The sequence below is a fragment of the Biostraticola tofi genome (assembly GCF_004343195.1).
Classification (GTDB): domain Bacteria; phylum Pseudomonadota; class Gammaproteobacteria; order Enterobacterales; family Enterobacteriaceae; genus Biostraticola; species Biostraticola tofi.
In genome coordinates, this window is record NZ_SMCR01000011.1 from 105,643 (window position 1) to 117,276 (window position 11,634).

At 51.1% G+C, this 11,634-nt stretch carries 11 protein-coding genes; 9 read left to right on the forward strand and 2 right to left on the reverse strand.

Translation table 11 applies throughout. The features are described 5' to 3' along the window. Nucleotides 1-22: 22 nt before the first annotated feature. From EDC52_RS17425 to EDC52_RS17460, 8 genes are all read left to right on the forward strand, one after another. Nucleotides 23-1,264, forward strand: coding sequence for an MFS transporter (locus tag EDC52_RS17425; RefSeq protein WP_131867228.1), 1,242 nt, complete (start codon nucleotides 23-25; stop codon nucleotides 1,262-1,264). Beyond that, entirely contained in the window at nucleotides 1,264-2,160 is an 897-nt protein-coding gene (locus EDC52_RS17430; RefSeq protein ID WP_131867230.1) for an EamA family transporter, read from the forward strand. Before EDC52_RS17425 ends, EDC52_RS17430 begins: the two co-directional genes overlap by 1 nt. A 366-nt stretch (nucleotides 2,161-2,526) precedes the next feature. Beyond that, on the forward strand, nucleotides 2,527-3,204 hold the full coding sequence (locus EDC52_RS17435; RefSeq protein ID WP_131867232.1) for a type 1 glutamine amidotransferase domain-containing protein: 678 nt from the start codon (nucleotides 2,527-2,529) through the stop codon (nucleotides 3,202-3,204). Between the two features lie 543 nt (nucleotides 3,205-3,747). Further along, nucleotides 3,748-5,061 (forward strand): MFS transporter, encoded by a 1,314-nt coding sequence (locus EDC52_RS17440; RefSeq protein WP_131867234.1) that lies wholly within the window; start codon nucleotides 3,748-3,750, stop codon nucleotides 5,059-5,061. A gap of 9 nt (nucleotides 5,062-5,070) precedes the next feature. Next, nucleotides 5,071-5,580: an MOSC domain-containing protein gene (locus EDC52_RS17445; protein ID WP_131867236.1), complete on the forward strand. Its 510-nt coding sequence runs from the start codon at nucleotides 5,071-5,073 to the stop codon at nucleotides 5,578-5,580. Nucleotides 5,581-5,593: 13 nt separating this feature from the next. Continuing rightward, nucleotides 5,594-6,652, forward strand: a complete 1,059-nt coding sequence (locus tag EDC52_RS17450; protein ID WP_230468086.1) for a PDR/VanB family oxidoreductase — start codon at nucleotides 5,594-5,596, stop codon at nucleotides 6,650-6,652. A 104-nt stretch (nucleotides 6,653-6,756) separates the two neighbouring features. Then, nucleotides 6,757-7,341 carry a helix-turn-helix domain-containing protein gene (locus EDC52_RS17455; protein WP_131867238.1) on the forward strand — a complete coding sequence of 195 codons (585 nt, stop codon included), beginning with the start codon at nucleotides 6,757-6,759 and terminating at the stop codon, nucleotides 7,339-7,341. A gap of 50 nt (nucleotides 7,342-7,391) precedes the next feature. Beyond that, nucleotides 7,392-7,739 carry a hypothetical protein gene (locus tag EDC52_RS17460; RefSeq protein WP_131867240.1) on the forward strand — a complete coding sequence of 116 codons (348 nt, stop codon included), beginning with the start codon at nucleotides 7,392-7,394 and terminating at the stop codon, nucleotides 7,737-7,739. Here the strand turns inward: EDC52_RS17460 and fliB are convergent. Then, the gene (fliB, locus tag EDC52_RS17465; protein WP_131867242.1) at nucleotides 7,724-8,929 is read right to left on the reverse strand and encodes a flagellin lysine-N-methylase; all 1,206 of its coding nucleotides are present in this window, start codon (nucleotides 8,927-8,929) and stop codon (nucleotides 7,724-7,726) included. The genes EDC52_RS17460 and fliB overlap by 16 nt on opposite strands. A gap of 887 nt (nucleotides 8,930-9,816) precedes the next feature. Beyond that, nucleotides 9,817-10,728: an NmrA/HSCARG family protein gene (locus EDC52_RS17470; protein ID WP_131867244.1), complete on the reverse strand. Its 912-nt coding sequence runs from the start codon at nucleotides 10,726-10,728 to the stop codon at nucleotides 9,817-9,819. A 134-nt stretch (nucleotides 10,729-10,862) separates the two neighbouring features. Here EDC52_RS17470 and EDC52_RS17475 point away from each other — a divergent pair, with 134 nt between their 5' ends. Continuing rightward, on the forward strand, nucleotides 10,863-11,303 hold the full coding sequence (locus EDC52_RS17475; protein ID WP_131867252.1) for a winged helix-turn-helix transcriptional regulator: 441 nt from the start codon (nucleotides 10,863-10,865) through the stop codon (nucleotides 11,301-11,303). Nucleotides 11,304-11,634 lie beyond the last annotated feature (331 nt).

Here is an 11,634-nt window from a genome sequence, read left to right on the forward strand (position 1 = left end):
CACATCAACGCAGAGATCAATCATGGACAGCAAGCTGGGACTGGTAGCTAAAACCGCAACCCCACCTGACACAACAGCGACAGACCCAACGCTTCAGAACCGAGCATTGCCGGTTCCCCCATTAGGGCAGTGGCTGCCGTTACTGTTTGCTCTGATAGCTGCACTGGCTGTAGCAAACGTCTATTTTGCACAACCGCTGCTGGCTACCATGGCGAAAAGCCTGGAGGTGCGACCCGGACTTATCGGCATGCTGGTGACAATGACCCAGGTCGGTTACGCACTCGGGCTGCTTTTCATTGTTCCGCTTGGCGATAGAATTAACCGCAAAAACCTGCTTATCGCCCAGATTACGCTTTCTGCAGCGGCATTAACCATTGCTGGATTCTCGCAGCACTGGATGACGCTCTTGACCGCGCTGTTTTTTGTCGGCCTGATGGCGGTGGTCGTCCAGTTGGTGGTGGCCTATGCGGCTTCACTGTCCACGCCATCAACGCGAGGTAAAGCGGTAGGCACGGTGACAAGCGGCGTGGTACTGGGTATTCTGCTGGCCCGTTTCACGTCCGGTGTGGTCGCTGACATTGCTGGCTGGCGGGCGGTGTATCTCAGTTCCGCCGGCCTGATGCTGGTGCTGGCCGGCGTGATTTATAAAGTGATTCCCTCCAGCCAGACGCTGCCGATGAAAGGCTCCTACTGGACGCTGATGCTGTCGGTATGCAAATTGTTCAAGACTGAAACGACCCTATGGGTAAGAGGGATTTTTGCCCTGTTTATTTTTGCGGCCTTCAGCGTGTTGTGGACATCCATGGTTTTGCCGCTTAGCGCACAGTCACTCTCGCAGACCCAGATTGGGTCATTTGGTCTGGCCGGCATTGCCGGGGCACTGGCTGCGGCAAAAGCCGGACAGTGGGCCGATCGGGGCCTGGGGCAACGCACCACTGGCCTTTCCCTGGTTTTACTGATTTTTTCCTGGCTGCCCATCGCCTATGCCGAAACGTCACTGCTGTTGCTGCTGGCCGGCATCGTCGTACTGGACTTCGCCGTGCAGGCGGTACATGTGACTAATCAAAGTCTGATATTGGCAGCCAGGCCGGACGCACCAAGCCGTCTGGTTGGCGCTTATATGTGTTTCTATTCTGCGGGCAGCGCACTGGGCGCGATTGCCGCTACCCAGGTGTACTCACTGTGGGGCTGGCATGCAGTATGCCTGCTGGGCGCAGCCATCAGTGCTGCGGCGTTGGTTTTCTGGTTTGGGTCACGTAAATAATGAAATCATATCATCTGCTGCTTGCCGTACTTATCACAGCGATTTGGGGTATTAATTTTTCAGTCATAAAGCTGGGGCTGACGGCCATTGATCCCTTTATTCTTGCCGGTATCCGCTTTACGCTCTGCGCTCTGCCGGCACTGTTTATTGTGGCGAAACCTGACGTCGGCTGGCGTTACCTCATTAGTTATGGACTGGTGTTCGGCATTGGTGTTTGGGGGCTGGTTAACCTGGCTATCAAAACCGGGCTTTCTGCAGGCATCGCCTCACTGTTGCTGCAGTTCAGCGCCTTCTTCACAATAGTATTGGGCAGTTGGACCTTCAAGGAAAAACTGACCGGCTATCAAATGGCGGGCATCGTCATCGCCGCTGGTGGACTGGCGAGTATTATCTTTATCACTGACGGCTCAGTCACCTTGCCCGGCCTGGCGCTGGTACTGTCTGGTGCCATAGCCTGGAGCATTGCCAATATTATCAATAAAAAAGCTGCAACCAGGCAGGTATTCGGTTTTCTGGTCTGGTCGAGCGCTTTCTCGCCAATCCCGCTGTTTCTGCTGGACTATCTCGTCAATGGCACAGCCGGCTATACAGCGCTGCTGACTCAAATGGACTCGCGCGCGATACTGTCTATTTTATTTCAGGTTTATCCAAATACACTTTTCGGCTACTGGATATGGAATGCCCTGCTTAAACAGTATCCCGTGTCCACCGTCGCACCGTTATCGCTGCTGGTGCCGCTGTTCGGGATGCTGGGTTCAGTGCTCATATTTGATGAAAGCCTGTCACCGAGTAAAATACTGGCGGTAGTGCTTATCGTATCGGGACTGGCGGTTGGCTTGTACGGACTGCGTGTCAAGAACGCTCTATTCACCGCTTATTGCCGTTCCAAGTCCTGACGAACTGCTCAAAAGCTCGTGATAGAAAATAATTTTATTTATCAATGAAATAGTTATTCTTTCGAGGCACTCTCTATTATACCTATCCCGAGCATTACCCTGACCCGCAGAACCTCACATTCAGATTGACGTGACCATTAGCAAAGGCATGAGTCCCGAACAGAAATAGCGCGCATGCCTGCTGCCTCATACCGGCGCTAACAGGCAGGATCGGCTTTCCTTTCCTATAATGGCTGGATGGCCTGCGCAACCAGGCCGGCATGACCGGTCAAAGATTGTACCTGCTGGCGAACAGGCAATCTGCTGGGCAGCATTTGCGCTTTGCGCGGGGTTATTGTTGGTTGCTGAACAGAAAAAAGGATCCACATGAACATTCTTATCGTCCTCACTTCCCATGATCGTCTGGGTAATACCGGCAAGAAAACCGGATTCTGGCTGGAGGAATTTGCCGCGCCTTATTATGTCTTCAAGGATGCGGGGGCAAAGGTGACACTGGTGTCTCCCCTGGGCGGACAGCCGCCACTGGATCCCAAGAGTGATGAGCCCGATGCCCAGACCAGTGCGACGGAACGCTTTCGTCAGGATCCCGCGGCCCAGGAAGTCCTGGCCCATACCGGTAAGCTGAGTGATATCCACGAGAGTGATTTTGATGCGGTTTTCTATCCCGGCGGTCACGGCCCGCTTTGGGACCTGGCTGAAGATCCCACCTCCATTGCTTTGATTGAAGCATTTGAACGCGCCGGTAAACCGGTTGGTCTGGTCTGCCATGCCCCGGGAGCACTGCGCCGGGTGCGCGCCGCCAACGGACAGCCGCTGGTGAAAGGCCGCAAGTTCACCGGTTTCTCCAACAGTGAAGAAGCGGCGGTGCAATTAACTGATGTGGTGCCGTTCCTGCTGGAAGATGAATTAAAGCACCAGGGCGGATTGTATGAAAAAGGGCCCGACTGGCAGTCCTATACCGTCACTGACGGTAACTTGACCACCGGCCAGAACCCGGGCAGCTCCGAAGCGGTGGCTGAGATCCTGATAAAACAGCTGGCCTGATAGCCACCCGCCTAGTGAATGAACGGGATCTGACCAGATCCCGTGTTTTACGTATAAACGGCTGATTACCTGTAGCCGTCAACCCCAACACTTGATGGGCACTGACTCCGCCGTGACCGCCTTTACGATTAACGTTTACTTGCCTCAAGCTGATGCTTCAGACCGTGATCGACTGAAATAGCCACCCGCTGCTGCCATGCAGCACACTGAATTATTCATCAAGAACCGCCGCTGTACGATCGCGACGCCGCAATCAGCTCACCTTATCCTGTCCTTACCGCTCAGCGGTTGCAAGCAAACGAGGACTGGCGTCAGGATCTTGGCACCGAGGCTGAGCAACGGCTGCGTCAAAAATGTGCACAAACAGACGCTATATAGCAATATATATAACGGTTTACGCTAAATTTTCCCTTTAAACCTGCATTTTTGTCTAATTCTTACATTGAGTTAGCGTAATGATTCTCATTGTGCTCAGTTATGGCATGCTTTTGGCTTTGCATAAAATGGAAATATTAATCTTATATGCAAAATCAGGGGGATCAGATGTCGACTATCACTGTAGAGAAGAATGCGTCACCCGCACTGTTTGACAAAGAGATGAAGCGCGTACTGTATGCAAGCGTCGTGGGTTCCATTATCGAATGGTACGATTTTGTTATTTATGGCACGGCGGCGGCCCTGGTATTCAATACCCTGTTTTTTCCTTCGGTTGATCCGGCGGTGGGGGTCATTCTGTCCATGGGCACCTATGCGGTGGGCTACTTCTCGCGTCCGCTGGGTGGGGTACTGTTTGGCCACTTCGGCGATCGGTTTGGTCGTAAATCGATGTTGACCCTGACGCTGATGATCATGGGTATCGGCACATTTCTTATCGGCTGCTTGCCGACCTATGCAAGCGTCGGCATCTGGGCACCGCTGATGCTGATTGTGCTCAGGTTTGTCCAGGGCTTGGGCATTGGCGGCGAATGGGGAGGATCGGTAGCGCTGGCGGTTGAACATGCCCCCCCATCGCGGCGCGGTCTGGTCGGCAGTCTGGTCCAGTTGGGCTATCCTCTTGGCGTGTTGCTTTCTACCGGTGCTTTTGCTCTGGTTTCACTGCTGCCGCAGGAGAGTTTTATCAGTTGGGGATGGCGCATTCCCTTTCTGCTGAGCATTGTACTGGTGTTCGTGGGTGCCTTAGTCCGCTTTTACGTCAATGAAAGTCCGCTGTTCGAGGCAACCCAGAAGAAGGAAAAACCGCCTTCTGTCCCTTTCATTGAAATTCTGCAACACCACCGTTCCACCTTCTTTACCGCCGTGGGTCTTAAGCTTTCGGAAATTGCCTGGGTCGTCAGCATTACCGTGTTTGGCGCCAGCTACGTCACCACTCAGCTTGGCTTGCCTAAATCGGTGATTTTGCATGGCCTTATCTGGGCTGCAGTATTGGAACTGGTCACCATTCCGTTGTTTGGATTGTTGTCGGATCGTTTTGGCCGTCGGCCACTGTTTTTCTTTGGCTGCATATTTGCTATCGGGGCCGCTTTTCCGCTGTTTATGCTGCTGGACACTCGCGATCCCACCCTTATCGCCCTTACCGTGGCGATAGCCGTCAGCCTGGGGCAAGGCATCATGTTCGGACCTGAAGCGGCGTGGATGTGTGAACTGTTCCCTACCCATCTGCGCTATAGCGGCGCCTCCATGGGCATGCAGATAGGTGGGGCCCTAGGCGGCGGCCTGGTGCCGGTCGCAGCGGCTTCATTGCTGGTCTGGGCCGATGGAGATACCTGGGGCGTTTCCACGATGCTGATTTTCATCGCCCTGCTTACCCTGTGGGCTACCTCCCAAGCGAAGGAAACTGCAGGCCAACCTTTATTGTAAGGATCAAATATGAATATATCACCCAGTGACATTCATGTCGGCGACTCGCAACTGGCGTTTCAGGGCAGGATCGTATTTTTGCATTTCTGCCCGCGCGCGTTCCTGCCGATGCGTGCCGCAGAGCGCCTTAACCTGATTGCCGGCCAAGGTATTGAGGGAGATCGCTATTGTCAGAGCAGCGGTTTTTATTCACATAAACCAGAGGAAGGCCGGCAGGTGACATTGTTTGAAATTGAAACGCTTGAAGCGCTGAAACGGGATCACGGCATTCCATTAGGGCCAGAAGAGCATCGGCGCAATATTACCGTGCGCGGCGTTCCACTCAATCACCTGGTAGGGAGGCAATTCTGGGTCGGGGAGACGCTGTTGGAAGCGACACGGCTTTCTACCCCCTGTAAGCATCTGGAGGAGATAACCGGTAAACCGGTATTTGATCCGCTGATTAATCGTTCCGGTCTGAACTGCAAAATACTCACCGGCGGCAGCGTATACCTGAACGACGTGATTCGTCCGGTTTAACAGGCACAGTGCTATGAAAGCGATTACCTATGTCACCACAGTCGTGGAAAAATGCCCCAGAGAGGGCTCGGATGTGATGCTGATTACCCTGCGTGATCCGGATAACTGGGAGTTACCGCCTTTTGAAGCCGGGGCCCATCTGGATCTGATACTGGGTAACGGTGTTAAGCGTTCCTATTCTCTTTGCGGCGACCCGCGGGACCGATACCGCTATACCATCGCCGTCAAACGGCAAGTGGCCGGTCGCGGCGGATCGGTATGGATCCATGACCGGCTACGGCCAGGCATGGAGATCGGCGTATCGCTGCCGCGCTGCACCATGCGGCTGCAGCCAGAGGCGATAAAACATATCTTCATTGCCGGCGGAATAGGCATCACCCCCTTCCTGTCAATGATCGCAAGTCTTGAGCAGCGGCAGGAGGATTATGAATTGCACTATTTCTTTCGCGGCACACCGCCGCTGCAAACGGAAATCAGCCTGCGGGCGCGTCACGGCAAGGTGTTTTACTATCCGTCAGCCCGCTCGATGTCAGTTGACGCCACCGATGGCGGGTGCCTGTCCTCGTCAACAGACGAAGGGTCTCAATCCAAGACGCTCAATGGCTCGATTCCCCACCTTCCCACCGGCCATGCAATCAAGCGCAAATCACGCCTGCAGGATATTATTCCGGACTATCACCCGGGGTTAGCCCTGTATTGTTGCGGACCCACCCGCCTGCTGGATGCCTTTAGCGCCCTCCATCCCCGGTGGCCACGCCAGCAACTGCATCAGGAGCATTTCACGGGTGTTCAACTGGGCGATGATCTTCATCCGCCGTTTCAGCTGGAGCTTAAGCGTTCCCAAAAAACCATTGAGGTCGCGTCCGGCATCACACCGCTTCAGGCATTGCTTGAAGCGGGGGTGGACATTGATCATTCCTGTGAAGGCGGCATCTGCGGGGCCTGCAAGGTCACCTGGTGTGAAGGAGAACCGATTCATCGGGACAAAGTCCTCAGCCAGGCTGAGCGTGAGCAGCAACTGATCCTTTGCGTCGCCGGCTGCAAAAGCCAAAAACTGGTGCTGGACTTATAACCGGTAATACAATGCCCCTGGCTATTATCTTAGCGTCCTTACTGTGATAACCTCAAAAGAAACAACCTGCTTGCCCCTGCGGGCATAGCGACAAGGCATCGTCAATGACCAACCCGCCTTACAGTGAGGCAGATTCCCGCGCGCAGATTGCGCAGACGCTGAAAGAACGGCGTCGGGAACTGGCTATTTCATTACAAACCCTGTCTACGCTGTCAGGGGTCAGTGTTTCGATGATTTCACGTACCGAACGCGGCGAAGTCACCCCCTCCTCTTCGGTCCTCTCCCGACTGGTTAATGCGCTGGATCTTAACTTCGCTACGTTAATGGGCCAGAAAACCGCTGACGATATCGTGGTGATCACTGAAGATGAACAACCGGTATTCCTGGATAAGAAGAACCATTTCACCCGCCGCTGCCTGTCGCCGATGCTTCCAGGCAGGGGGATCGATATGGTAAAGGTCAATCTGGGTGGCCATTGTGGATCCGGCGATCTGGTCGGTCATACCCGGCCGGTGGAAGAATATATCTACCTATTGCGGGGCGAGCTTGAAGTCACGGTGGGCGAGCAAAAAAACGTACTGCTGCCGGGCGATTCCATGTATTACTCCGCCGGGGTGAAGCATGGTTTTTTTAACCCTAAGGCTGAGGAATGTGAGTTTATTTTGGTGATTGACGCCAAGCAGAAGTGAAAGAGGGGGCACAAACCTCGCTCAGCAATGATTAGCATGACGGCAAATGAATGTCAGCCAGCAGCGCATGCGGCTCGGCGTTGAATAAAGTCGGCAAAGGGGCCACGATTGCCGCCGGTCAGGAGGTCAAGCTGCAGGCGAGGCATCATGTCGGCATCATTTACTGCTTTGCCGACGCTACTGCGACAGCACCGTTCCTCATCCGGCCGGCGAAGAATTGTCACCGGCAGAACAAATTCATCAGTGGGTTGCCTATAAAAACGGCAGCAGCACTCTGGCAGATCGAACGCCTTAATGCGACACAATCCTCATTTGGAACAGGTGGATCCCATGGAATAAGGCGGGAAGTTATTACAAATATTTTTTATCAGCCTGATAATTATCACTTCAGTAGATAAATAAGAGATATATCATCATTAACTTTGACTTTATCAATTTCATCAAAAAAGGCTTGAGTAGCTGCAGGGCTATGCGTAGTCACGGCATGGAAACTGTAGATAATATTGATCACATCATCTTTATTAATCTCCCCGGTCAATTCGGCAGTTGCTGCGATCAAAGATTTAATGAGATACCATTCAGCAGTGAGTAAATAGAGCCAAGAGAGAGGTGTACGCACAGAGTCCTGCGGAAACTGGTCATTATAAAGACGATACAGTAAATAATTCTGCATAACGTGTGGATGTTCTTCAAGCCAAGGCTGTACTTTTACATTCCAGACATTATCAAGTCGCACAATATTTTCACTTACCTGATTGTTATCTATATTCTGCACCTGAATATATAACAACCGTTTGACGAAATGGCGAAGCCGTCTAAGCCCGCGGGTATTAGGATTCGCATCAATATAAGCTTGTAAACGCAATAACAGTGACCATTGTAACTGGTTATTACTCGCTATAGAATCAAGCTTATGCTTTATTTCTCCGCTTTCAATATCCTGAATTAGCGTAGAAAAATAACTCTCAATTTCCTGACTATTGTTGAGTACTTCACTGCCCTGTTTCTTGGCAAATAACAATAATAAAGCGATGGCATACAGTCCATGGTTAACCTGAGTACCGCTGGCATTGATTAAATGCATTGACATCAAATTGAGAAGCTTATTTACATTCTGTTCTTGCGGGGATTTATTGAATCCACTCTGTAACAATTTTTGCTCATCAAGCAGCATTGCGTCAGGTGAATCTAAAAGCAAACGTGTTGCTTCTGGACAGGAAAGAGTTAGACTCTTAAGTGTCGATGTTTTATATGATGTTGTTGCTCTGGGATAGGTTGCACAGGTGACACTGAGGGCATTGGCACCTAATTTGGCATGAATGCCGCATAAGCGATTGTCGTCCATAAACGCGCAATTGCCCGCCTCATTAAACTTTACTATTCCCCAGTTAGCATGATTTTTTTTAATGATATCAATGGAATTATTAGCAATTACTCGGATATCAATTACTTTACTCTTTAAATATTTATTTACTGTGGGTTTATCGAGGGCGATACGCCAACCTGAACAGCAGTGCTCGCGACAGGCACTCCCTATGCACTGAAATTTTGTTGAAAATTGAGGTTCGATGACCGTTATTTCTTTCATTTTTTCACCACTGGAAAAATCCTAAGGGCAACAACACAGAGACAGCATAGCTTTTAAGCATACTTTTATATCTGCTAAAATGATGCGCCAAATAGAAGAAGGAAATAGCGCTATTCTGCCGGATTACGCTGCAAATCCTCTGAGTGACAGGCCTGCCTGAATCGAGCATACCCATGGATCGTCAGCGACACGGTCGGCAAGATGAATGATCCGACAGAATCAGCGCCAGGTCTAACAGGGTAATGCATCAACTATGTCCGCATAGTGGCTATGCCCGCACTTCAGGCGCTACTGGGCTTTAGTTGAAATAAATATGAAGCCATATAAAAACTGCGACGGGAGTCCGTCATATCCCTGTCCAGCGCTGTTGATTGGCATCGTGGACAAACGTCTAAGCCAGAGCAACGCCGAATAAATTTTTGCAGAGTCTAACAAGGTTACCAGGAAGTGAGACCGCGCTGGCGTACTTGAACAATGTATAAGAGGCATTACACCGTTTGGAACAAGGTGTAAGAGACAACGAAATATTCTGTCGCTCGATATTTCAAAACTCGCCAGATTCTTGCAAACCGTTCAAAATGTTATGTCAATACGCGCCAGAGATAGAGCTGATTATACAGAATCGCGTGCACTAGCTGAGGTTGCGATGCTGGGATGGGATGGGATGTCTTTTCGCAGCAGAACAATAAACCGGAACGAAAATTTGGACTTCAAATGGCATTTTCGGCGAGAAGTGAACAGAACGCCAAGTTTGTGGATCTGACTATAACTCCAGACCTCGATGACAGAAAATCTTCCAACTGCATCTGCAATTGACGCCGGGTCTGTGGTCCTGAGTTATGAATGGCACAATCTGCAGGAGCGCAGCCGCACTCCATCAGACTGCATTATCGCAATGCAATATCAGCAGTTGTTATATTCAGCGCAGCGTCAAAAGGAGCTTTTCCCGCCCCCGTAAGCCATTCTTTCAATGTCAACATCGGACCGAACTCTCGCTCTAAGGCTGGGATATCTGCAATTCCTGCAACCACGCCGTTGTCCACAAGTTCCGTCAGTTTTTTCAGGAACACGTTGCTTGCCAGCAACTCTTCTGAAAACCGCTGATAGCGAATTGGACGAGCTGCTGCAAGCGAGAAAGCATACTCTAAATCTTCGCCGGTAATACTCTGCCCGGAAAGCTCCAACGCCTGTCCCGCGTAACGCTCCGGGTGGCATAGGATCTCGGCATTAATTCGGCCAAGATCGTCAAGCGCGATCATTTGCATAGACTGATTCCGGTGCATGAAGAAGGTGAAGACACCCGTATTCAAGCCCATACCAGGCAGCAGCATCATCTCCATAAAGCTGGCCGGACGCGTGATTGTAGTTGCGATATGCAGGTTGCGAATGTGCTCCTCTATCTGAGACTTGCTGTCGAAATGTCCCATGCCGGTCAGACCTTTTCCCGCCGCTCCGCCCGAAGAGTAAACCATGAATTCAACGTTTGCTGCAACCGCACTATCGGCAATTGCCTTGCCCTGCATCACTTCCTGTTCATCTGACACCAGGCCGGATGGCGAGCTGGTCTGCACGCTGAATACACGGTTGACGCCCTGCATCGCCCGATCAATCGAGGCACGGTCAAACAGATCGCCAACAACCAGTTTGATGCCCTGCTTAGCAAGAGCTCTTGCTTTATCGCTCTGGGCATCCCTGACGAAAGCACGTACTGTTTTCCCCCTGGCTTTCAACGCTCTTGCCACAGCACCGCCCTGTTGCCCTGTAGCACCAAATACCAAAAATTCCAAAGACTGTTGCATATCAGTAACCCATAGTAACTTTCGAAGGTTCTCATTTTGAACTATTATGACTTTTCCGCAAGACGGCACTTTTTTGATACTAAGTTACAGAGAGATAACCAATGGAGAGCATTCCTAAAGATGGACAGACCACGATGCCAGATGAGATCAATGGTCGACCTGTTCTGCATACGCCCAGAGGCCCGGTACTGACGCCTTGTGCTCCCGGGAGTGTATTAGCCCGGCTGGGAGACAAGTGGACAATTTTGGTTATTTCGTTCTTATCTCTCTATCCCGATAAACCGATGCGTTTCGGGGTGCTTCGACGGGGCATCCCGGACATCTCGCAACGCATGCTGACGTTGACCTTGCGCAACCTTGAACGGGATGGTCTGGTCTCGCGCCACTACTATCCTGAACTGCCGCCTCGCGTCGAATATGAGTTGACCGAACGAGGGCGATCCATGTTGGAACCGCTGGCGGGCTTTACCCGCTGGATTCGCGACACATGGCAGGATATAGAAGCTTCACGACGCGCTTACGATGAGGCTGAAGACAGGTCTACTGAAATTGGGGAGAAAACATCCAGGGAGTAATATATTGAAGGTTAAAAATGCTTTAATGATGCATATATCCACTTTAATCCATTTTTTATGCCCGTATCATTTGGCGTACTACTTTTTGCCAAACCAGCGACGAATGATTTCGTATTAATTAGTCGCAATCGTTTGTGCTTCAAAAATTGAACGGCGTCACAACAATTACGCGAGATGATGCCGTTTCATCTTCTGCTTCTGGCAAAAAACCATGAAAAAGCAAGAATGCGCAAAATTGTAATGGTCAACTAAAACCGGACACGGATTTAGGCACATTGTTGTAATCGGCGTTCATATTCATCCGGCGATATATTTCCCAGCCGATAATGCC

What these genes read in the sequence shown, in the direction of transcription:
- EDC52_RS17425 (WP_131867228.1), top strand. Translation starts at nt 23, where the DNA reads ATGGACAGCAAGCTGGGACTGGTAGCTAAAACCGCAACCCCACCTGAC.
- EDC52_RS17430 (WP_131867230.1), top strand. Translation starts at nt 1,264, where the DNA reads ATGAAATCATATCATCTGCTGCTTGCCGTACTTATCACAGCGATTTGG.
- EDC52_RS17435 (WP_131867232.1), top strand. Translation starts at nt 2,527, where the DNA reads ATGAACATTCTTATCGTCCTCACTTCCCATGATCGTCTGGGTAATACC.
- EDC52_RS17440 (WP_131867234.1), top strand. Translation starts at nt 3,748, where the DNA reads ATGTCGACTATCACTGTAGAGAAGAATGCGTCACCCGCACTGTTTGAC.
- EDC52_RS17445 (WP_131867236.1), top strand. Translation starts at nt 5,071, where the DNA reads ATGAATATATCACCCAGTGACATTCATGTCGGCGACTCGCAACTGGCG.
- EDC52_RS17450 (WP_230468086.1), top strand. Translation starts at nt 5,594, where the DNA reads ATGAAAGCGATTACCTATGTCACCACAGTCGTGGAAAAATGCCCCAGA.
- EDC52_RS17455 (WP_131867238.1), top strand. Translation starts at nt 6,757, where the DNA reads ATGACCAACCCGCCTTACAGTGAGGCAGATTCCCGCGCGCAGATTGCG.
- EDC52_RS17460 (WP_131867240.1), top strand. Translation starts at nt 7,392, where the DNA reads ATGTCAGCCAGCAGCGCATGCGGCTCGGCGTTGAATAAAGTCGGCAAA.
- fliB (WP_131867242.1), bottom strand. Translation starts at nt 8,929, where the DNA reads ATGAAAGAAATAACGGTCATCGAACCTCAATTTTCAACAAAATTTCAG.
- EDC52_RS17470 (WP_131867244.1), bottom strand. Translation starts at nt 10,728, where the DNA reads ATGCAACAGTCTTTGGAATTTTTGGTATTTGGTGCTACAGGGCAACAG.
- EDC52_RS17475 (WP_131867252.1), top strand. Translation starts at nt 10,863, where the DNA reads ATGCCAGATGAGATCAATGGTCGACCTGTTCTGCATACGCCCAGAGGC.